This window comes from Corynebacterium sp. HS2168-gen11, assembly GCF_024834075.1.
Classification (GTDB): Bacteria; Actinomycetota; Actinomycetes; order Mycobacteriales; family Mycobacteriaceae; genus Corynebacterium.
Map to the genome: position 1 here is coordinate 56,883 of NZ_JANUXR010000005.1, position 21,574 is coordinate 78,456.

18 protein-coding genes are annotated in these 21,574 nt (G+C 49.8%); 3 read left to right on the forward strand and 15 right to left on the reverse strand.

Features of this window, described 5'->3' with window-relative positions:
* Positions 1–328: 328 nt before the first annotated feature.
* Genes NXS99_RS04845 through NXS99_RS04855 form a run of 3 tightly spaced genes read right to left on the reverse strand, consistent with a single transcriptional unit; the run spans position 329 to position 4,209 of the window.
* On the reverse strand, positions 329–1,621 hold the full coding sequence (locus NXS99_RS04845) for an ABC transporter permease (RefSeq protein WP_259287535.1): 1,293 nt from the start codon (positions 1,619–1,621) through the stop codon (positions 329–331).
* A complete protein-coding gene (locus NXS99_RS04850) occupies positions 1,618–2,361 on the reverse strand; it encodes an ABC transporter ATP-binding protein (protein ID WP_259287536.1) in 744 nt (247 codons plus the stop codon). Before NXS99_RS04850 ends, NXS99_RS04845 begins: the two co-directional genes overlap by 4 nt.
* Positions 2,362–4,209 carry an HlyD family efflux transporter periplasmic adaptor subunit gene (locus NXS99_RS04855; RefSeq protein WP_259287537.1) on the reverse strand — a complete coding sequence of 616 codons (1,848 nt, stop codon included), beginning with the start codon at positions 4,207–4,209 and terminating at the stop codon, positions 2,362–2,364. It abuts the gene before it with no gap.
* Between the two features lie 377 nt (positions 4,210–4,586).
* Between NXS99_RS04855 and NXS99_RS04860 the strand changes: the two genes are divergently transcribed.
* Complete coding sequence (locus tag NXS99_RS04860; RefSeq protein WP_259287538.1) at positions 4,587–5,045, forward strand: ASCH domain-containing protein; 459 nt, start codon at positions 4,587–4,589, stop codon at positions 5,043–5,045.
* A gap of 224 nt (positions 5,046–5,269) precedes the next feature.
* On the opposite strand, the gene rplE is transcribed toward NXS99_RS04860, so the two are convergent.
* The 11 genes from rplE to NXS99_RS04915 form a co-directional block, all read right to left on the reverse strand.
* A complete protein-coding gene (gene rplE / locus NXS99_RS04865) occupies positions 5,270–5,827 on the reverse strand; it encodes a 50S ribosomal protein L5 (protein WP_259287539.1) in 558 nt (185 codons plus the stop codon).
* A gap of 2 nt (positions 5,828–5,829) precedes the next feature.
* Positions 5,830–6,144, reverse strand: coding sequence for a 50S ribosomal protein L24 (gene rplX, locus NXS99_RS04870; RefSeq protein WP_259287540.1), 315 nt, complete (start codon positions 6,142–6,144; stop codon positions 5,830–5,832).
* Positions 6,145–6,148: 4 nt separating this feature from the next.
* Positions 6,149–6,517 (reverse strand): 50S ribosomal protein L14, encoded by a 369-nt coding sequence (rplN, locus tag NXS99_RS04875; protein WP_259287541.1) that lies wholly within the window; start codon positions 6,515–6,517, stop codon positions 6,149–6,151.
* Positions 6,518–6,997: 480 nt separating this feature from the next.
* Positions 6,998–7,621 carry a DUF4230 domain-containing protein gene (locus tag NXS99_RS04880; protein WP_259287542.1) on the reverse strand — a complete coding sequence of 208 codons (624 nt, stop codon included), beginning with the start codon at positions 7,619–7,621 and terminating at the stop codon, positions 6,998–7,000.
* Between the two features lie 332 nt (positions 7,622–7,953).
* Positions 7,954–8,787, reverse strand: a complete 834-nt coding sequence (locus NXS99_RS04885; RefSeq protein WP_259287543.1) for an ABC transporter ATP-binding protein — start codon at positions 8,785–8,787, stop codon at positions 7,954–7,956.
* 66 nt (positions 8,788–8,853) lie between these two features.
* The gene (locus NXS99_RS04890; RefSeq protein ID WP_259287544.1) at positions 8,854–9,927 is read right to left on the reverse strand and encodes an iron chelate uptake ABC transporter family permease subunit; all 1,074 of its coding nucleotides are present in this window, start codon (positions 9,925–9,927) and stop codon (positions 8,854–8,856) included.
* Positions 9,927–11,009, reverse strand: coding sequence for an iron ABC transporter permease (locus NXS99_RS04895; protein ID WP_259287545.1), 1,083 nt, complete (start codon positions 11,007–11,009; stop codon positions 9,927–9,929). The genes NXS99_RS04890 and NXS99_RS04895 overlap by 1 nt, the downstream gene beginning before the upstream one ends.
* A 227-nt stretch (positions 11,010–11,236) precedes the next feature.
* Positions 11,237–12,139: a hypothetical protein gene (locus NXS99_RS04900; RefSeq protein ID WP_259287546.1), complete on the reverse strand. Its 903-nt coding sequence runs from the start codon at positions 12,137–12,139 to the stop codon at positions 11,237–11,239.
* A 35-nt stretch (positions 12,140–12,174) separates the two neighbouring features.
* Complete coding sequence (locus NXS99_RS04905; protein WP_259287547.1) at positions 12,175–14,436, reverse strand: hypothetical protein; 2,262 nt, start codon at positions 14,434–14,436, stop codon at positions 12,175–12,177.
* 8 nt (positions 14,437–14,444) lie between these two features.
* The gene (locus NXS99_RS04910) at positions 14,445–15,452 is read right to left on the reverse strand and encodes an ABC transporter substrate-binding protein (protein WP_259287548.1); all 1,008 of its coding nucleotides are present in this window, start codon (positions 15,450–15,452) and stop codon (positions 14,445–14,447) included.
* 146 nt (positions 15,453–15,598) lie between these two features.
* Positions 15,599–17,959: a YncE family protein gene (locus NXS99_RS04915; RefSeq protein WP_259287549.1), complete on the reverse strand. Its 2,361-nt coding sequence runs from the start codon at positions 17,957–17,959 to the stop codon at positions 15,599–15,601.
* 1,534 nt (positions 17,960–19,493) lie between these two features.
* Here NXS99_RS04915 and NXS99_RS04920 point away from each other — a divergent pair.
* Both NXS99_RS04920 and NXS99_RS04925 read left to right on the forward strand, forming a co-directional pair.
* Positions 19,494–19,727, forward strand: a complete 234-nt coding sequence (locus NXS99_RS04920; protein ID WP_259287550.1) for a hypothetical protein — start codon at positions 19,494–19,496, stop codon at positions 19,725–19,727.
* Between the two features lie 9 nt (positions 19,728–19,736).
* On the forward strand, positions 19,737–20,948 hold the full coding sequence (locus NXS99_RS04925) for an esterase family protein (RefSeq protein WP_259287551.1): 1,212 nt from the start codon (positions 19,737–19,739) through the stop codon (positions 20,946–20,948).
* A gap of 266 nt (positions 20,949–21,214) precedes the next feature.
* Here NXS99_RS04925 and NXS99_RS04930 read toward each other — a convergent pair whose 3' ends face one another.
* Positions 21,215–21,388 carry a hypothetical protein gene (locus tag NXS99_RS04930; protein ID WP_259287552.1) on the reverse strand — a complete coding sequence of 58 codons (174 nt, stop codon included), beginning with the start codon at positions 21,386–21,388 and terminating at the stop codon, positions 21,215–21,217.
* Positions 21,389–21,574 lie beyond the last annotated feature (186 nt).

Below are 21,574 nucleotides of genomic sequence, written 5' to 3' on the forward strand. Positions count from 1 at the left end.
CGCAAGTGATGTGCATCAATTCATATTCTTCTTCCAAACTGGATATGAATTGCACGCCACTTGCGTGTTTTGTTTTACAAGAGTCGCACGGCAGCAAAACCTCACAGCAGCATCGCCCACAGGCCACCGCATCCAACCAACAACACCAACACACCAACAACACCAACACACCAACAACGCCAACAACACCTACACTCCTCCCCCATTCCCACGCCCCCATCCCACGGTAATGGCATATGGGAATGCGATCACCAGGCCCGCGTCGTAAAGCAAAAACACGCGCTTGCGTTGAAAGCCAAGGCAAGCGCGCGTAAAAGGGTTGAGTTGTTTATTCGTGGCGAAGAGCCTCGATTGGGTCGAGTTTTGCGGCGCGGTTTGCTGGATACCAGCCGAAGAAAACGCCGATCGCCAAGCAGAAGAACATCGATAATGCAACGCCCCACAGTGGCGGTGCCACCGCACCTCCGAGGAAGCTCGCACCGATCATGCCGAAGAGCGAACCAATGAGAATGCCGAAAATGCCGCCGATCAAACACACCACCATTGCCTCGATCACAAACTGACGACGAATATCGCGCCTGGTGGCACCGAGTGCCTTGCGAATACCGATTTCGCGAGTACGCTCCGTCACGGTGATCAGCATAATATTCATCACGCCAATACCACCAACGAATAGCGAAATACCGGCAATCGCGGCAATCACTCCACTGATCGAACTGATCACCTTATTAAAGGATTCCACATCTTTGCTGTTGTCACGTACGATTACCTCGTTGGCAGTGTCGCCTTCGTAATACAGGTTGAAATGATCTTTAAGTGCCGTTTCAAATTCTTCAGTGTCTACATCAATCGCCTTACGAACTGCAATCAATTCCCAAGAACCGGCAGCATCATCATTAACTTGGATCTCAAGGGTATATGGCACATACACCTTCGTTTGCGGGCCGATCAAACCAGCGAGCAGTCCGCCGCCGCCGCCACTTTTTTCAACACCGATAATCGTAAAGGAACCGAATCCATTATCGGTCTCAAAATTGAGTTGGGAGCCTAATGCTTCACTTGGATTTCCATGAAAGAGCGTATCGACGATAACAGGGCTTACCACTACTACCGGAGCATTCGCGGCAATTTCTTCCTCGGTGAAACTACGCCCATGTTCAATTCGAACATCGCGCATCTTAAAGAAGTCAGCATTCACGAATTGCAGCTCAGTATTTTGAGTGTCTTGAACTAGGTCAGAACTTACCGTTGCACCGTAGGTATTATTATCGCCAATGGCAATATTCGCGATATCCGGACCGAAATTCGCGCGTAGTTCTTCAATCATTTGGGCCGTAATATTTGCCGATTTATCTGTAGGTGGTGCGTAATAATAATTTTTATTGCCACCAACAGCCTGTAGATCCTCCTCAGTCGGAATCTCTTGCACACGCACAGTAAAATCCGCACCGCCAAATGATGCCAAGCTATTTGAGGTTGAGCTTCGCAACGCTTGGCCAAGTGTCAAGATGGCAATCACAGAGGCGATACCAATCACAACACCGATCAGCGTTAAAAAGGAACGCAGTTTATTGCCGCGAATATTTCCCAGAGCAAGCCTTAATGATTCAACAAGACTCATGCGTACTCACCTCTCAACTGATTGTGCCCTCGCGGCGCACGCGGACCTGCCAACACACCATCTTTCATGGTGACCACACGGCTGGTTTCTTCTGCAAGTTCAGGATTGTGAGTAATAAACACAATCGTTGCGTGATGCTCTTGGTTCAACGTATGGAACAGATCCATCACTACTCGGCCAGTGTGCGAATCCAATGCACCAGTTGGCTCATCAGCTAAGATCAGGTCTGGATCGTTGGCCAACGCGCGCGCAATTGCAACACGTTGTTTTTGACCACCGGAAAGCTCAGCCGGCGAGTGCCCGGCACGTTCAGCCATCCCAACTAATTCCAACAATTCCATCGCTCGTTCGGCTCGCTCTTTGCGCCCCATGCCCGCATACATCATCGACATTTCGACGTTCTTAGCGGCACTAATGCGTCCAATAAGATTGAAATTTTGGAACACAAAGCCAATATGTTTACTGCGGTACGTGGACGCCTCGTCATCGTGAAGCGCAAGCACATCCGCACCGCCGAGTTCATAAGCACCTGTAGTCGGACGATCCAACAGACCAATAATATTCATCAAGGTAGACTTACCAGAACCCGAAGATCCCACCACCGACACGAATTCGCCAGGGGCAACATCGAACTCGCAGTTTTTGAGCACCGTTAATTCATTGTCGCTGCCGGCATTGAAGGTTTTGGTAATCCCGTGCATCTGGATAATCATTCCAGACTCGCGTTGTTGCAGCGTCATTTATTTCCCGTCTGCTTTCTCAACCTTGGCGTCTGTGCCAGTCTCACCCTTTGGAGCCGACGATTCCTCAGCTGGGGTATCAGGAATATTCACACTCTTGCCAATCAAGTGCTCATTCGCCTCATAGTTAGTCAGCAGCTTGTCGCCCTTTTTCACCTCACCCCCGGTTAACGCGAAATCAAGATCGGACAACTTCTCAACCTTCACTTCACGCTTGACGACGACGCTTTGTTCACCTTCTTGTGCAATGACCAGCGCAAACTGCTTGCCATCGGTTTCCTTTGAAAGGGCTTCTTTCTTCACCACTGGATGTTTCGCAGCTGGTTTCACCACGATACGAGCTTTCACAGTGCTGCCTAAACGCAAGCCGGCTTTATCGCCCACAACTTCAATTTCGACTGGGAAGGTAGTTTTCGCTTTCGGAGTTGCACCCGTTACCTTGACAGGCAAACTAGTAGCAACGTCTTCGCTGGCCACTGGAGAAATGAAGCTGACTTTGCCCTTATACTTTTTCGCACCAGTTGCTGGTGTGGTGAATTCTACCTCTTGACCATCTTGCACCCGCGCGACGTCAATTTCTTTTAAGGAAGCATGAATCAGCAAGCGAGAATCATCAGCAATGTTCAGCAAAGGGCCGGTAGATGGCAATCCTTCTTTGGCATTGACATGTGTTACCAATCCAGCAAATGGCGCCTTGACTTCAGCAGACGCGATATCAAGTTGCAAGCGTTGCGTATTTGCACCTGCATTGCGTTGTGCCGCTTGAGCGGAACGAACTGCATCATCAATAGCAGCGCGCTGGTTAGTCAGCTGTTGTTCCACTTTCAATTGTGCTGCCGCATAGGCGGTCGCTGCATCTTGTTTCGCATCGAAAGCAAGCGCCACTTCTTTTTGCGCGGTGACCAGACGGCTATCCACCTGTCCTAACGTACTTTCCAAGGTACGCTGTGCAACCTGTAACGACTGTGCCGCGGTTCCAACACCTACCGCAGCACCAACACCGTTCACACCACCTTGTGCATAATTTCCAAGGTAGTGTTTCAGTGCAGCTTCTTTTGCTTCGACCAATTTGTTAGCAGCTTCAAGTCTGCGTTCTAAGTCCGTCTGTGCAGCTGGGTCTGTTGTAGCAGCAAGTTGCGCTTCGAGTACATCGCGTTCTTGCTTCGCAGCATCAAGTGCAGCCTGATCTCCTGCTTGATTGGTAGCGGTGCCAACCACACCAACACCAGCACGGACTGCCTCTAAAGCTGCAGTTAGCATAGCAGTACGGGCTTGTAATAACGCTGCATCTTGCGCAACTAATTCCGGAGTATTGCCTTTTGCATATTGTGCACGCTGCAATTCATACTCGCGGTTGAGCTGTTCATAGCGAGCTTCTGCTTGCCGAAGTGTTGCTTGTGCACCATTAAGCTCTGGACTTAAACCTTCATCCACAATACGTTTGTACTGGTCATAGGCACGCTGTGCACCTTCTACTTGAGAAAGCGCTGCACCAGTGGTTCCTTCTTGTTGAACTTGTATGGTACCGAGCTCACGCTCTAAAGTCTCCACATTCAGCGTTGCCAGAAGCTGCTCTGGAACGACGCGATCGCCCACTTTGACATTCACGTGCCCAACCGGAACTGTCAAGTTTGTGGTAATCGCAACACTTTTCGCAGCGTTGAGCGTACCCGTCGTCGACACGCGTTCTGCGTTATCACGGATTTGAACAGTTGTAAGATCGCTCGCCACCAGCGTCGGCTTCTGTAGCGAATGATAGGCGAAACTACCACCGCCAAGGAGTGCGACTGCTAAAAGTATAGATCCACCAATTACCGCAGGTTTTTTAGTTTTACTTGCACTGGCCACGATTTATAACCTCTAATCTTCATTATTTTGGAAAATATTATTAATTATCGACATTCTACCGCTCACAACATACTAAGCAACCTTGAGCAGCGATAACGGGGTCAGGGAAAACCCTGATGTCAGTCTACTTATGCCCAGCAGAATCCCACTACTTTCCAACAATACGGACGTTTCTCCGTTCAGTCGTCATACCTCAGGTGTATTTTTGCACGAAATCATGCTCGCATCTGCACGCTGAGTTGCCAGGGTTATGGATGTATCGTACCGCCCAATTTTGCTTGACGACGCCTTTCAGCACCACGTTCTGTCACATCATCATAAACTTCGCGGTCAGGAAGCATCTGCCACATGCCCTGTGGGTTACACTATGCCCATGAATGACCACCATCTCCCCAGATATTGCAGATATCCCTCGCTGTGAATTTGCGTTTCCTGGCCCACTTCGTGATGCCTTAGTCTCTGCGATACTCAATGGCACAAAAACAATCACCTCATGCCTGCTATCTGAATATCCATCTGATGATGATCCAACTGAACAGATCGGTGGCTATGAAACTGTAGTGGATTCTTCAGACGCCATAGTGTGTGTCATTCGTACCACCGACATTCGGATCTGCCGGCTTGCAGACGTCGATGATGCTCATGCCATTGCAGAAGGTGAAGGCTATACAACTGCAGCACAGTGGCGAGTCGAGCATGAGCAATTTTGGAATTCGGATGCATATCGAAATTTCTATGGTGCACTCGAACTCCACGATGATACGCTTGTCGTCTTACAAGAATTTATTGTTGATCAGCGCTACCCGATACGAGCGCTTCAGCCATATCAGCAGTAGCAGCGCGCATTCTTAGCTTGGTGTTTGCTGCTGCGCTCACCACCTCTGCGCCATAGTCTTGTGCCAGCATAGAAGGATTGTGCTGGTACGAACACTCCGCGAGCAGCCTTTGTAGCAGGCGTATAGCACGATCACTTGAACTTAAGGAGTTATCTTGCGCATAGCAAAACCCCGCTGCCTGAAAAGGTAGCGGGGTGCATGTTCGAACCGAAGTTCAACCGATATTACTGGTTGTCCTTCTTGAATGGGAAGCCGAGCTCGCGGAGCAAGACGCGACCTTCCTCATTGTTGGTTGCGGAGGTCACAACGGTGATGTCCATACCGCGTGGGCGGTCGATCTTATCAACGTCGATTTCGTAGAACATGGTCTGCTCGGTCAAGCCGAAGGTGTAGTTGCCATGTCCGTCGAACTGCTGATCGGAAAGGCCGCGGAAGTCACGAATACGTGGCAGTGCGACAGTCAGCAGACGATCCAAGAACTCCCACATGCGGTCGCCACGCAGGGTGACGCGGGCACCAATTGGCATGCCCTCACGCAGTTTGAAGTTAGCAATGGACTTCTTTGCACGACGCAACTCTGGCTTCTGACCGGTGATAGCGGTCAGATCTTCCAAAGCGCCGTTGATGAGCTTAGAGTCACGAGCAGCGTCGCCAACACCCATGTTGACAACAACCTTGACAACGCCAGGAATCTGCATGACGTTATCGTAAGAGAACTCTTCGTTCAGCTTGGTACGGATTTCCTCGCGGTAGCGAGCCTTCAAACGTGGAGTGTAGCTCATGATTAGATGTCCTTCCCATTACGACGGGAGATACGGACTTTCTTGCCGTTCTCGTCGAAGCGGTAACCAACGCGGGTTGGCTTGCCGTCGGAGTCCAAAACCATCACGTTGGAAACGTGGATTGGAGCTTCCTGGGTTACGATGCCGCCGGACTCTGCGCCACGCTCTGGTGCGGAGTTAGCAACATGCTTCTTGATGCGGTTTACGCCCTCAACAAGAACCTTGTTGGTGGATGGGAAAGCCTGAATAACCTTGCCCTGTGCGCCCTTATCTGGGCCGGAGATTACGACAACCATGTCGCCCTTATGAATCTTCATAAGATTAAATCACCTCCGGTGCAAGAGAAACGATCTTCATGAACTTCTTGTCACGGAGTTCACGAGCAACTGGGCCGAAGATACGAGTACCCTTTGGCTCAGAATCGTTCTTGATAATAACTGCAGCGTTCTCGTCGAAACGAATATAAGAACCGTCTGGACGACGAGTTTCCTTCTTCGCACGAACGATAACAGCCTTCACAACTTCGCCGGCCTTTACAGTGCCGCCTGGGGTTGCGTCTTTGACAGTAGCGACGATAACGTCACCAATGCCAGCGAAACGTCGAGTAGATCCACCGAGAACGCGGATGCACAGAATTTCACGTGCACCAGTGTTGTCAGCGACCTTCAGACGCGATTCTTGCTGAATCACTTGGGTCTCCTTGACCTATATTTTATGTGTGGCAGATTTCCGAACTAACACACGCGGTCTATGTACATGCAGCTTTTCACATTTAACCCAGTATTGGTTAAACAACGAACCATAACGGTCGAGGGGTTTCGCATTTTCACCACTCCGGAAACAATGGCATGAAAACGCGACCTATGAAAGGCAACTCCGCAATTAAACCACATCTCTATTCCACTACGCAAGATACGTCGCCAGCATGACGATGTGCTTGTCGACGTCACTACCTCTACCCATTTCCAAACTAGTTTTTGCTGCCTGTGCTCCAGCGCCGAGCAGCGGTAAACACTCCAGCACCATCTACATAGGACCAGTGCGTGGAGTATTAAGTATCCTCACCCAGCAATGGATAGCTCAACGTTTCACACCTCGGCAGATCGGTTTTCAGCGTCACCCCCAATACAAAATGGCCTCTCACAAAGGAGAGGCCTGAAGAGTATGTGGTTAGCGCCAGTGAACTTCTACTGAATACGTATTCTTATCGGTTCCATCCAGAAGCGCTTCCACATGGGATTTAATTAAAGTTTCGGCGCGCGTGGTAGCACGATCGATCAATCCTAATTTTATGGCTTTTTCTTCTGCATTCTTTTCCTCATCAGAGAGGAACTTAGTCAAGTCGCGCACATTAATTTGATTCAGCGGATTCATCGACTGATCGTAGACAACAACGCTTGCTGGCTCGATCGTCGAGTTCGTGATTTCCACTTTCGGGGCAGTCACCACAATTTTTTGTGCTGCATCGTTCATCTCTACATCAATAGCGGTGAAATCACGAATACCGGCTTTCACCACACCGTCATACGAAATTAAAAAGTGCTTACCAGTCAGTGGCACAGTAAGACCGTAGAGTTTATGTCCTTCGTTTTCAAACCGACCCACGTTGGTGAAGTTGTACTCTTCAACCGAGAGCTCTGAGATTTGCTCAAAGGAGCCGCCAATTGTGCTGGAGGTAATAGTTTCAACCGGACCATCAAACAAGCCAGCTTTTGATAATGCAAAAATGCCCATAAATACCAGCGCCACAGTCGCAACGAGTGTGACAGCTGCTTTGATTAGAAATTTTGGCATGATGACGAAACACTCCATTCTTCACAATATTGAGAAGGCAGCAAACCCCTTCTCAAGGCATCAACGTAGCAGATAATTACCAATAATCTATAACTCACAAGCCAATATTTTCTGAAGTAGTGTTTAATCCCACAATACCCCTGCCGGTGCCAACTACGCTTCAGCTAACGTTCCACAGTTTACGAACCATTTGCAGCGTTTGAGATCAACCTACATCACGGTGTTATCGTCTCATGCTTCTTTTCCATATACAGACTCTGGAGTTGTATATGGCTGCACCGATACCCACGTCGAAAAGCTCAATGCCTTAATAGAGTCGTCGGCCATTTCTATTACTGTGCACGCGAAGCCGGCAGCGTCGTTGCGCGCGGAATGACAATCGGCCGGCCGGTTTCAGGATCCTCGAGCAATCGGCAGTCGAGATTATATACCTCACGTAAAAGCGATTCTGTCACGATCTCATTCACACTTCCGCGTGCTGCAATTGCACCTTGCGCCATCACTACCAGGTAGGTGGCATAACGAAATGCCAGCGTGAGCTCGTGCAAGACCATAACCACGGTTACGCCTGCCTGTTGTAATTCGCGCGCCACATTGAGCACCTCAACCTGGTGCGTAATGTCGAGATAGGTCGTGGGTTCGTCGAATAATACAATCTGGGTTTCTTGCGCCAGGATCATTGCCAGCCACACGCGCTGGCGCTGCCCACCCGAAAGCTCGTCAAGGCGTTTATCGGCTAAGTCGGTGACCCGCGTTTTTTCCATCGCGGCCGCGACCGCTTGATGATCCTTCTCCTGCCACCTGCCAAAGATATCTTGGTGCGGATACCGTCCCCGCGCGATCAGATCATAGACCCGAATGCCATCTGGTGCCAGCGGCGACTGGGGCAACAGGCCCATGACCTGCGCAAGTTCTTTATTCCGAAATTCTGCCAACTGTTTGCCCGCAATGGTAATAGTGCCTTTCGCCGGCAACACTCTGGCGAGCGCGCGCAGCAGGGTGGATTTTCCACACGCATTTGGGCCCACAATAATGGTAAATTCACCAGCTGGAATTTCCAGATCCAGCTCGCGAATAATCGGAGCATCGTTGTACCCCACCTCAAGATCTTGTGCACGTAAGGCTACTGCTCTGCTTTGCGACGCTGCTTGCTTGTCCACCATCATTGTTCTTCAATATTCTTTCTTCGTCTGTCTTCCAAGATGCCAAGTAAAAAATTGCACACAATATAATTATCTGCGCCATTGGAAGGCCAGCAATCCTAACAAGTACATACCACCCAATAAGCCGGTTACCACTCCAACCGGTAATTGCACTGGCGCAAACATTCGCTGGGCTATAATATCGCTGACCAGCACTAATACCGAGCCCATAAGCGCTGCAGTAGCCATGCCAACTCCACTAGTCATGCTCAATTTTCTGGCTAATTGCGGTGCAGCCAAGGCCACAAACGCAATCGGACCTGCAACAGCAACCGCTAATGCAGTTAAAGCCACGCCCACTGCAATCAATTGTGCGCGACGACGTTCCACTCGAAGCCCTAAACCAGTGGCAAGATCATCGCCTAAGGTCAGCAGCGATAAAGGCCTGGCAAGTGCGAGTGCAATTGGCACCAACATTGCTTGCAGCAGCAATGCCACCAATAATTTGGACCATGTCATGGCATTAAAGGATCCTGCTAACCACAGTGCTGCAGTTTGCGCAGCTGATAGTGATGCCTTCACAATTAAAAGACCATTAACTGCTTGCAAAAATGCCGCAACACCAATACCGACCAAAATTAAGCGCAGTGCTGAAAGCTTATGATTCTGCAACGCCAGTGCATACACGATCACTGCCGTTACTGCCCCACCAATGATCGCGCCGATGGCAGTTTGGAATGGTCCGGCGTTGCCGAGAATAATTGCCGCTACTGCACCCGTTGCTGCACCAGTAGTAAAACCAATAAGATCCGGGCTACCTAAAGCATTTCGAGAAAGCTGCTGAAAAATTGTGCCGGCGATGCCCAAACTGGCACCGATTGCCGCTGCTGCTAGTACTCGCGGTAAGCGTTGGTGTTGGACAAAAAACACACCTAATGGATCATTGCCCACACCAATCAAATAGCCTAAAGCTTCGGTGGTGGTCATGGGATAATCGCCAAGTAACAGGCCAGTAATGCCGGCAACCAGCATCACGACCACAAGCAGCAGCCCAAGAATGGCGGTGCGGATTTCTACCCGAATACCAGCAATGAACAACCAGCGCGATTGAGCAGGTTGTGTGCTGGAACTGGTGTTGTGGGAAGCGTCGAAAAGCTGATGCATTATGAAGAAGTTTCTAAGTTATAGGAACGAACAACGGCAATAAAAATTGGGGCGCCCACTAAGGCCGACATAATGCCAGTTTGAATTTCCAGCGGTGCAACAACAATGCGTGCGAGTACGTCTGCACATAATAAAAAGGTAGGCGCGGCAAGCAGACATAACGGGATTACTTTGCGCTGGTCAACGCCGCCGATGGCGCGCGCGAGATACGGCACAGCCAAACCAACAAACATAATTGGGCCAACTGCAGCAGTTGCGGCACCGCATAAGAGTGTCACCGCGACCATCACAATTGTGCGAGTTCTGGCAATTTTTACCCCAAGTGCCAAACCCGTATCATCGCCCAAGGCCAGCGCGTTTAAGGCAGGTGCGGCAAGAAACGCCAACATAATACCAACTAAGATAAATCCGCTAATCGTGGCGGCAACATCCCAACCACGACCTTCCACCGAACCAGTTGCCCAATAGCGGAATTCATTAAAGGCCTGTTGGTTGCTCAGCAATACGGTTTGCACAAATGCCGAAATCGCCATGGAAAAAACCACACCTGCCAGCGTCAATCGCGCGGGTGTGACATATTGCCGGCCCACCCCGCCTAATATATACACGCCAATACTGGCAAAAATTGCGCCAAGAAACGCCCACCAAATATATGTGACAATTCCCATTGCCCCACCAATGACCACCGCAAGGACTACTGCAAGCGAACTTCCAGCGTTAATGCCCAAAATTCCCGGATCAGCCAGCGGATTACGCGTGAGCGCTTGCATCAGGGCTCCTGCCACTCCTAACGCGGCACCGACGCAAATCACCACCACCGTTCGCGGTAATCGCTGGTCAAGGACCACGATATTCACACTTTGCTCACCGCGTCCTGCAAGCGAAGCCCACACATCAGCTGCGGCAATAGTATTCGAACCCAATAATAACGACGCCGCAATCGCTGCAGTCCCCAATACCCCAAGGCCAATAACAGCAAGCATGCGCATCTGTGTCGGCGCACCTTGAATGGACTGATGCTGCGATCCTGCACCTGTTCGCGTTGCAGATGGTGCAGGACGTTGAGAAGCAAGATTGATCATGGCAATAACGTTTCAACGTGAAAAATTTTGGGTATACAACATGCTTGACGACGCTTCCTGGCCTCGCCTGTATCACACAGACATATCCCTGTTCGGGCCAATTGTGGCGTGGTCGCACTGTATATATATGGAATACAGAAACACTGTGCAGTGGTATGCGCTACTGGTGCTACCAGCGTGACGATACCGTGGCAGCGGTGCTGCAAGCTCTTGCGAACAGTTCCTTATTATTTACGAGAACGTGCCACAAACAACCACACATTAATGGCAGTCATACCAACTAGAAGAATTGCAACACCAACAAATGCCCCAATATAAGGTGCATTATTACTTGCCGCTATTACCTGTGGCTTGTGTTCTTTTTTATCAAAAATTCCAGTATTGCCACTTGCTGCTTGTACGATTGGCGCACTGCTCGTCGTTGGTGCAGCAACCGAAGCTTTGGCCGCTTGAGCTTGTAACGTTGTACTTGGCTTCGCAGCAGCCACAGCAGCGTTGGCGGATTGTGCACCTTGGGAAGTTGCAGGCTCGTCAACATACACCACTTCCTCTGTCACGACTGGAGCTGCTTGGGCAGGTTGTTGTCCGCGATTATTCGTAACCCGACTAATCGCGCCTCGGCCTTGGGTATCCACAATCACTTCCGTGCTGGCCTGCGGAGTAGATTCCGCTGCTCCTGCACTTTGCGGCTTTGCAACAACAGTAAAGGTGGAATCACCTGAGTTGGTGTAGCCAAGATTTCTGGTTCCTTCAGTAGCCAGATAGCGTAAAAAGTGCTCACCCGGTGGCAGTGAACATGGGATTTCCAGCGAACCAGTGGCAGTACCAGAAGCATCAATGCGGGAAGTCGCAATCACGCCTTGGCCTTGCACGCTTGAATCACCTGCAAAACCAATACCATTATCAATTTTGATGTGCACAATTTCGCCAGCAGGATACCCGTGCACCTCATAAGATAAGGTACCGCACTGTTCCACTATTTTCGGGGATACTGTCGAAGAGGTTCCCGGTGTATCGGCTCCTGCTCCTCCTGGTGGAATTGCGTGTGCACTTGGAGTCGCCATATATGCGAGCGTGAGCACTCCGAGGCTGACACAGAAGCGTCGTACGATAAGACGAAGATCAGACATTTTCTTCAAAACTCCTTGTAATATGTGCACACACGCTATACGTGCGTAGAAGATTTGCGAATAAACTGGCGAATACTTGCCAACGCAAGCAATGGGATCACAACAGCACTTCCGAGCAACCAGAAATCAAGTACTCCAAGCAACGGTGCTTGTACAGTCACAATTACTGGCGTGTCATCCGAAGGCGTTGGAGCAACAATCAGTGGTGGCGTTGCTGGTTGCGGTGCCACTCCAAGTGCCAGATCAACCCAACCAAGCAAGTCTCCACGCGGGTTACTGACACTAATGCTGTAATCACCATCTGGTAACGCCGAAGTATCCACATGCACTGTGGAAGTTGCATCCAATTGCGCCCAACCGATATCTGTCGGTGTGCCATCTTGACCAAAAATGTGCAGATACACCCAATGGCCAAGTGTTTCTAGTTTCAGACCCAAGGCGAGATCTTCGCCAACCAATTGTGGTTGAATCTCACCGGCATTATCGGCACGCAACTGATCACGGTGCGTAATTGGTGCTTTCGGCACATCATTTGGCTGCGGTTGGGCATCTATGACATGAGCTGCCTGCACTCTAGCTGGCGAAACACTGATCCGCGGTTGCTGCGTTGCTTTACGACGCACGATCACTTTGCGCGTCACCACAGGAGTTGTATCTACGTGTGTTGCAACCGGCAAACTTGGGGTGGTGGATTGCCAAAAATCCAAAAGTTTCTCAAGGCCCGTATTCAAGGTTGCAATGCCTTGACGCAGCGCTGCTACATCAGAAACTGGCGCATTGGTGGTAGTTGGCGTACTGGTACTCGCGGCATCTGCCACAGTTAGCGGTGCCCAACCCAAGAATTCACCACGCTGTCCCTGATTTCCATTTTGCACAACAAAAGTTAAAGGACCTTTAGGAATGGTTGTTGTCACCAGAAGATGTACCTGTAATTTGTCATCCAGCTGATACCAGGTTGCACCCCACGGTAACCTGCGCGAACCATCGGCAATATAGGTACTCACATATACCCAATCACCAGGCTTTCCTTGCCCGACTTTAACAACTAAGGAATCCTTCACCCGCTGCACTTCAACGCCATTGCGAGTTGCATCGCGAACTTCATCTTGGATCAGAATTGGATCCGGCGCACCAGTTGGTGCATATTCACCAACCACAAAGCTCAATTTCTCTTTCGGGCGAGGCAAACTCAAGGTAATATCGCCTTCTTGCAACGAGCCTGACAAGATACGAATGCCATGTTCACCTGGTTGAAATGGCTGTACCGTGCCGTATTTGCCAGTGGTTGTGCCATTTGGCAGCGGTAGATCAATTGCAAAATCGCCATGTTCAGCATCAGCATCTACAACTGCCCAAACGGTACGGTTATCATGCACCGAAGAATCAAGGCGTTCAACGCGACCATCATCAATTTTAATGGCAAGCTTGCCGCCGCCACCACGTGCATTACAAAAACCAAAACCTTCAATACGCAAGGTATTATCTGGGTTTGGTCGTGGCGCAACCCGGGCTTGTGGCGGTGATACTGATGGTGAACACTGGCCTTTTGATTCCTGCACTTCTTGATATTCCACACCATCAACAACTAATGATGGCGTGGTAAAACTACGCTGTGTATCACCAGCAACCAAACCTGAAGCAATATGTAATTTCAGCATTTGGCCAGCTACAAGCCCAAATGGCAGGCGTTGTTCAGTTTCAAAACTACCATCGGCTGCGGCTTGGAACTGCCAAAAGATCGTAGCGTCTTTGATTCCATTGCCAGGGTGCACAATGACATCATTGTCATCATTCACATGCCCGGTTGCAGCGGTACCACGTCGATACTGCGAAAGCTTATCGCCCTGGTAGTAATTCAATTTAATCGTGAGTGTAGAACCCATACCATCAGCATTCTTCCAGCCAGTACCACTGAGTTTCAGCAAACCACCTGAAGTTGCATTGCGCTCAATCGTAATTGTGGCGCCATCTTTTTCCACCACAATTGGTTCATTAGTCACACTTGCACCTACCAACTCCGGTGCTGCAGATTCATCGGTGCTGGTAGTTTCTGCAGCATTGTTTTCCGCTGGGGTATCCAACAGTTGGGTAGATTGATGTTGTGCCAGATGCTCAGCAGTCGTCGATAAGCTTGGTGAGTCAAGCGTTGGTGATTGCTGTGTTTCGGCAGCGGTACCAACTGGGAAGCCCATAAATGTCACCATACTGATCACGCTGGCCACGGCTCCGGTTGCAACAATCTTGCGATGTCCGCGTGGATATGTGGCATGTGTGTGGTGCAAACTACGATTGCGCATGAGAAGTCCTACACTAAAAATTCTGCAACGTCGGAAACGATGCGATTCATTAACAGCGGTCCACCAGCACTGGTCCAAACCGAACCATCAACTGGAATAATGTGATTCTGTTGAAATGCCTGCAGCTGCTGGAATCCAGGCAAATCCCGAGCTTGTAAAATAGCCTGCTTGGCGTCTTCCACACCTGCACTTCCCCCTGCTTGTGGGTTTGTAACAGCCGAGCCGCCCAAGGTGCCAAAGAAAATATAGTCGGCATCGATATCACGAAGATTTTCCAAGGAAACCGGATCGGAATGTCCGCGTCCTTCACGGTCCTGCACTGGTGGCCGGCGCAATCCCAAATCGGTTAAAGCCCTGCCAGCTGGCAGTTCTTTGAGAATCAATGAAGCACTACTGCCCTGCCAGCGCACCACACTAAAGGTGGCATCGCGGTAATCCTGCAGCTGCGCTTGCACCTTCGCAACATGCGCCTCGTAGTCTTCAATCACAGCTTCGCCTTCATCCTGCATATTTAAAGCTGCTGCGGTGATGCGCAAATTTACTCGCCAATCGCCACCTGCCCAACCGGTGTATACCACTGGCGCAATTTGTTCCAAGGCTGCGACCACTGGCGGATTATTATTAACACTCGTGCCGTCAACAAAAATAAGATCTGGTTGTTGGGCGCCGATGGCTTCAAAATTGGGTTGCCCAATATTGCCTAATAATGGCACGTCACGAACCCGATCCGCCAAATAATTCGGGGCAGTCATCTGGCCGCGACCTGCTACCGTACCAATTGGCGTAATTCCAAGAGCCAAGAGATTGTCCAAGGTTGGTTCTGAAAGCGCAACTACTCGCGTTGGATGTTCCGGCACCGTAATTGGGCGATCTTCAATATCGGTCACCACCCGAGTCTGAGCAGATGCCGCTGGAGCAGTGGATCGACCACTACATGCTTGTAATCCAGTTCCGGCACACGCGAGCGCGAAAAGTTTCAGAACATCGCGACGAGTAAGTCGTGTTGGACGTGTCATATCTTCTCTCGTTTCTCTCCACATACGCCAGTTGCTGGCGAAACTGTAGGAAAATGGGAATGCCAAGTGCGTCGATAAGCATTTGCTTGCGTATCGACGCACTTGGGTGAGTTATCTATATGGCAAAAGATTTCGCACAATCTTTTTTAGAATGGAAGGCGAAAACCTGGAATTTTGCCGGTCTTGATTGCATTGAAAATACCTGCAGCCAAAGCGCCAAGGGCACCAATGACACCGGTGAGAATCAGTGCAATATGCTGCCAGGTGCTCAAGCTGGACCAGGAGCTACCGTGGTTGTTACCAGGCTTGTTGCCCATGTATTTATACGCATAAACCTGATCGACCTTGGTATCACCCTTCGCGGTCGCGGACTTATTCACCACGAAAATGGTGCCATCTTGACCAACCGACACGTGGTTCGCGTTCTTACCGGCTGGCAAATTTGCAACTACTGCATCAGTTGCAGGATCAATAACGGTCACAGTGCCAGCACCACGGTTGGTGATATACACGCGCTTATCAGCTGGGTTGTAGTGAGCATTCAGCGCATTTGCACCAGTTGGAATAGCGGTCGTCACTGCGCCAGTTTCTGCATTCAGCACAACAGTGTTGCCAGAGTTTTGGGAAGCGATATACAGCTTCTTGCGCTCTGGATCATAGGCAACACCTGAGGCACCATCGACCTTGTCAGCTGGCAGATCCCAAACGGTAACGTTGTTGTTTGCGTGCAGCTCGACCTTGGCTGCCTTTGGAACTTCACGTGCGGTGGTAAACAGCAGGCCATTGACAGGATCGAGCTCAAGCGACATCACGCGTTCGAAACCTGGCAAGACGATGGTCGTTTCAACGGCGTCTTTGGAGATGTCGTAGACATCAATGCCGTGAACATCGCCCTGCTCGGTCTTGCGTGGATTCGAGGCAGAAACATATGCCTTACCAGTTGCTTCATCAACGACAACGTCGCGTGGGTGTGGAGTGGTGCCTTCGGCGAATTGCTTGACCAGGCTTAAGTCAGACTGCTTGTATACCGCAACGGTGTTGTGGCGAGTATTGGTCACCCAGATCAATCCACGCTTGTTATCCAGGCCAATACCATAAGCAGCCAGCACGCCCTTGCCACTGGCATCTTTGGCGGTGATATCAAGGGTTTGCTTAACTTCTAAGGTCTTTGCATCGAGCTTGTAAATTGCAGAGTTAGCGGTACGGTTGGCACCGGTAACAAAGACTTCACCAGTTGCATCATTGACTGCTGATTGGTACAAACCGGTTGGCAGTTCGCCATTCAGGCTGGAATATTCTTCCAAGGCAACCGCGTTTTGTGGTGCGTTGACCTTTGTGCCAGTTTCAACAGTAAAGGTCTTGCCGAGGTGCTCATAGGTCACCAACACTGGTGCACCAAATGGCGCATCTGCTGGAACCTTGACATTTGGCAAGGAAACAACGTGATTGTCAGCTACGACAGCACCGTTAAACCAGTTGGTACCTTCAATACCAGCAGTTAAGACCTTTGCGCCTTCTGGCAGGTTCACCACTGTTACCGTTGTTGATGCACCTTGTGCAGCATTTTCACTGATATGTGCATAGACATCGGTGACAACTTTGATGTCTTTTGTCACGCCATCAGCAGTAATTTGCAAGGTGTGAGCACCTGCAATTGCGCTGTTCTTTGGCAAGACGACGATGGCCTTGAACGTACCGTTCTTACCAACGACAACGGACTCAGCCTTATTAACCTTCTTATGGAATGCATCGTTAAGATCAACAGCAGTTCCATCGATGGTGGCAGTTGGAGTAGCACCCGCTGTAAAGCCTGGCACTTCTACGCTTACCGCAATCTGACCTGGGGTATAACCGCGACGATCCTGTGCTGCATAGCCTTTGACGCTTTTGACTTCTGCATCTGATTTCTCAGCCGGTGCAGGAGTTTCAGTACCACCATTGCCTCCCGCATTGGCAGCAATGGTGCCGCAGTGACCATCGTTTGCACCAGTATTATCAACCTTAAATGGCAGGTGGTAGAAACCTGGACCATTGCCGTCATTACCACCAAGAACGGAAATCACGTGTTGTCCGTCTGTCAGCTCTTGTGGCAACACAACCGTAACTTCAAACTCGCCAGCTGGGAATAATGCCGCTGGAACTTCAAGCTCAGTAGCGTTTTGAATCTTCAATCCAGAACCTGCTGCCTGGGCAGCTTCATTCCACTGGTTCTTATTAGCATTAATCTTGACAACCAGATAGCCGTCAGGACGTGCTTCAAGGCCAGTTGCGCGAATAGTCAGCTTGCCGCCAGCTTTGAAGTTTGTGGTGCTTGCTCCAACAATTTCAATGTCACCTTTGAGCGTGTTTTTCTTGGCGCGTGGTTTATTATCAGCACATGTTTGTGTTGTTTCCGCTTGTGCATGTGCAAGCGGTGCGGCAACAACAGCGCCAGATGTGGCAAGAGAAATTGCCATAAAACCTGCAATGGCGCGCTGCACTGCTTGCGACTTCAGACGATTGTTCATTCTACGACTATCTTCCTTTTGTAAAATATGAACGTACGTCGTATATCAGGGCTACCCAGACCCTCATATACGAAATGAAAAGTGAATTCTGCCACCGCATGGCTGAATCCGGTAAGTGTGTGATCGAGAATTACGCTGCACTCCAATGTAAATTTTCAGGTGCGCGCTGAGGCTAAATGCTAGGCAAAACTTTGCCATAAAGAAAGGGTACCCTTAGTTTCATACCCCCACACTAAAAGCTTTCTACCAGCACCACAGATATCAGAATCAAACTTTCGGATGATTTTACGACAATCTATTCAATAAGGTGTTGGCGTACTTTTGCGTTGGAATATATCTGAAAAATATTTCGACATTATTTAAATTGTGCACCACTAGAATGGAAACTGATGTTTACCACTGTTACCCCCGTTATATTTACAGTGGTCAAACTATGCGCTGATTGCTCGGATGGTTGCAACGACAATAGTGCCCTTCAAATGAAGCCCGCACGAGCAGCGGCACAAAAGTGCAAAGAGCTCAAACCAAGTGCCATCTCTGGCAGCGTCACAAGCCGTTCGCACATATATCCACACAACGCTGCCAAAAGCTACGAGCCTACATTCGACCCCTTTCCCCGACAGCAGTATCCCCTGCTATATACGCTGCATAACAGCACCTGCTTGACGACGCCGCTTACCACACGTTCACCCATGCAGCGACGTTCATTCAACCCAACATACACACAGGCGCATGGAACTGTACGGAAAACTTTGATGCGCGGAGTAGTTGATTCGCGCAGACATATCCTCACACTGACAAACTAAGGAAAGTTCAGCAACAGTGTAAACGCTTCAGAAAAATTCCATCACCCACACACGATGTCTCACCACAACAATGCTGGCACATACAAGAACCACGATAGTTTATAACGAAAATTGCCATACACCATGCTCAACAAACAATGAGGACGCACGACATATTCACACTATTGTGCAGATTAGTACATATCCTTGGCAGCGATTATTACACTTTCTTCAAGGTTCATGCTTGAAGAAAGTACGTCTTTCGGATAGTTTTAGAACCATACAAATATTCAGTTCGTTTTTATTTTACGCAATACAATTTAATATTTATGCAAGTATCAACGTTTGAAAAACCATCGATGCACAGAGGTAATTCTTCCTTAGCTCAATTCCCATCTCTGTTCATTACCGATACAGGCGATGGTATCGATGCCGCTTGCGGGGAATATTTCAGTGCCTCTGACACCACATTCACTTGCTGGGACAGAGCTGAGATAGTGCCAAGCACTTACAGGGAGGCGTGTGCAGACATGTCTACCCCTGCCTCATCAACGATTACAGCTACGACACACCTGACGACTAGATGCCAGCAACGAAGAAGTGACTTGGGAATATTTGTCAAAGTATGTACGCGTATTGATCCACGAATACCTGGATGCCACAACACAAATTTTTATCCTCACTTAGAAGCGTTGGATGCGTCGTCAAGCGCTCAAGAGTTGCTGCTTCGATTGTCTGAAAGAACTGATATGTCATATTTGAGTATTGAAACAATGATCCACAATTTTGCTGCCACGTTAGAGTGCGAGCCTGCTGCTTTCACCGGTGAGACGAATCTTGTCGATGCTAGCTTAGATTCCTTGCGGATGATCGTGCCGGGCGAAACGCGTCGGACCGAGAGCTTCAGTGGTGAATTGCACGATTTATTTGCGCTGACTAGTGGTGACCACTGGCAAGAATATTGCACTGTTCCGAAGGCGTAACCAGCAGCGATGTTTCTCACTGATACTAAAATCCTTGCCAATGCAGCAAGTGCTCACGATCCAGCCGCGTATCTGCGCACTGTCGCCGAGCATGGCCTGCCGCTGTGTGATCCGGCTTCTTCGCAGATGACATTCCTCTTTGATGCTGCGCATACCGACGAATACTGTCAAAGCAAGCAGCCAATTACTGAAGTGCACCTGTGGATTAATCGGCTCACCGATAAACATCTGCATGCAACTGGGGTGATGCAGCAAGTCAGCGCCACCAGCTGGTGGGTGCGCACAGTATCAGTACCACCAAACTTACGGAGTTCCTACTGTTTCCGTGTCAATGCAGGACAACATCGTCCACCAGGGCATAATACCTATCCACACTACCGTGATCCGCATGCTCGCAGTGGCACGTTTATCGCAGCTGGCGCGCACCACGGACTATCGTTGCTCTATGGCCAAGCCGAGCAGCCGCATCCACTCTGGTCGTTAAATCTTTCGCAGCAGCGCCACCAAACACTTCACGAAGGCGAATATCCTCTCTTTTGGTATGCGCCAGCACAACCATTTCAAAATTTGCCTCTCATTGTGCTTTACGACGCCGACATCTGGTTTACCCGCCTGCATCTCGACGCCGTGCTCGACCACGCAATTGCAACCGGTGCGATACCGCCGTGTTGCATTCTCGGGATTGGATTTTCCACACCACGGGCACGCAAAGAATACTTCACGGCCGATACTGAACGATTAATCCATGATTTAGCAGCATTGACTCACCAAGCAGCAACCTTACTTTCCAAACAAGGTGGAAGTTTGGCCGATATTCCTCCAATTCTGATCGGCCAGAGTTTAGGAGCATTAGCGGCCTTGCGAATTGCATTGATGCGTCGTAACGCTGTGAGCACCATTATTGCCAGTTCGCCTTCGTTTTGGTGGCATCCAGGAGAGCATGCCTACCCTGCCGATTTGCAACATATCGCGACCCCGTGGATCACCGATCTGTTACTGGCTGCTGATAATGCTGAATCGTGGCCCATGCTATATCTCAATATCGGGCTACGAGAAGGCTTGCTCGCTATGCACTGTCAGGGGTTTTCGCTGGCAGCGCACCACAAACATTGGGACCACCGACTCCACGTCACCGATGGTGGGCATGATATGGCCTGGTGGCGTGAAGTTGTGCTTGATCAACTCGCCATGGTTGTTTCCCAACTACCACCAGCACACTAGCATTCGCAGCTACGAGGCAAGGATCCGCATGAATCGTTCTAGCTATGCAATGTGCAAAGTTGCGAAGTGGCGAAGTCTATTGTTGATGTGGCACAGTTTTCATGATGCATGAAACACTGCCTCAGCCAAGTTAAGACAGTTCAGGCAGCGTACAATTCTGCGTCTTTCGTAGAGCCGAAAACTGGTGAATATAGCCACTCAATAGAGTTTCTGCAGTGAACTCCCCACGCACAGTCCCTTGAATCGCTTAAAATTTTTGTGAGCTTTTAAATTGTCTGTGTCTTCTTTTCGATTCGGTGTCCACCATTTGAGGCAAAACGTGAAACCTTTGGCAGAACTTTCCCAATACGTGTTCCTGTGACACGTAACTGCCCGTCGCGAAATCCTGCCACCATGTAGTCAAAAGTATTTTCACGGTGCAAGTTTTCCTCGTCGATCACTTTGCCAAGTTCTTCCCAATAGGTTTTTCAATATAGCACTGTCATTCTTCAGCAACACCGACTTTGCCGAAAGTATGTTGCATCCCAACTGAAGTTGGTGGACGCAGATGGCGTCGAAAAGCTTTCACTGCGCTACACCCATGCCCGCTTGCTGGCATAGCAAAAACCTGCAGCCCCTCGGAGTGA

What these genes read in the sequence shown, in the direction of transcription:
- NXS99_RS04845 (WP_259287535.1), bottom strand. Translation starts at nt 1,621, where the DNA reads ATGAGTCTTGTTGAATCATTAAGGCTTGCTCTGGGAAATATTCGCGGC.
- NXS99_RS04905 (WP_259287547.1), bottom strand. Translation starts at nt 14,436, where the DNA reads ATGCGCAATCGTAGTTTGCACCACACACATGCCACATATCCACGCGGA.
- NXS99_RS04895 (WP_259287545.1), bottom strand. Translation starts at nt 11,009, where the DNA reads ATGATCAATCTTGCTTCTCAACGTCCTGCACCATCTGCAACGCGAACA.
- NXS99_RS04910 (WP_259287548.1), bottom strand. Translation starts at nt 15,452, where the DNA reads ATGACACGTCCAACACGACTTACTCGTCGCGATGTTCTGAAACTTTTC.
- NXS99_RS04890 (WP_259287544.1), bottom strand. Translation starts at nt 9,927, where the DNA reads ATGCATCAGCTTTTCGACGCTTCCCACAACACCAGTTCCAGCACACAA.
- NXS99_RS04900 (WP_259287546.1), bottom strand. Translation starts at nt 12,139, where the DNA reads ATGTCTGATCTTCGTCTTATCGTACGACGCTTCTGTGTCAGCCTCGGA.
- NXS99_RS04925 (WP_259287551.1), top strand. Translation starts at nt 19,737, where the DNA reads ATGTTTCTCACTGATACTAAAATCCTTGCCAATGCAGCAAGTGCTCAC.
- NXS99_RS04860 (WP_259287538.1), top strand. Translation starts at nt 4,587, where the DNA reads ATGACCACCATCTCCCCAGATATTGCAGATATCCCTCGCTGTGAATTT.
- rplX (WP_259287540.1), bottom strand. Translation starts at nt 6,144, where the DNA reads ATGAAGATTCATAAGGGCGACATGGTTGTCGTAATCTCCGGCCCAGAT.
- NXS99_RS04850 (WP_259287536.1), bottom strand. Translation starts at nt 2,361, where the DNA reads ATGACGCTGCAACAACGCGAGTCTGGAATGATTATCCAGATGCACGGG.
- NXS99_RS04885 (WP_259287543.1), bottom strand. Translation starts at nt 8,787, where the DNA reads ATGATGGTGGACAAGCAAGCAGCGTCGCAAAGCAGAGCAGTAGCCTTA.
- NXS99_RS04915 (WP_259287549.1), bottom strand. Translation starts at nt 17,959, where the DNA reads ATGAACAATCGTCTGAAGTCGCAAGCAGTGCAGCGCGCCATTGCAGGT.
- NXS99_RS04880 (WP_259287542.1), bottom strand. Translation starts at nt 7,621, where the DNA reads ATGCCAAAATTTCTAATCAAAGCAGCTGTCACACTCGTTGCGACTGTG.
- rplE (WP_259287539.1), bottom strand. Translation starts at nt 5,827, where the DNA reads ATGAGCTACACTCCACGTTTGAAGGCTCGCTACCGCGAGGAAATCCGT.
- NXS99_RS04920 (WP_259287550.1), top strand. Translation starts at nt 19,494, where the DNA reads ATGTCATATTTGAGTATTGAAACAATGATCCACAATTTTGCTGCCACG.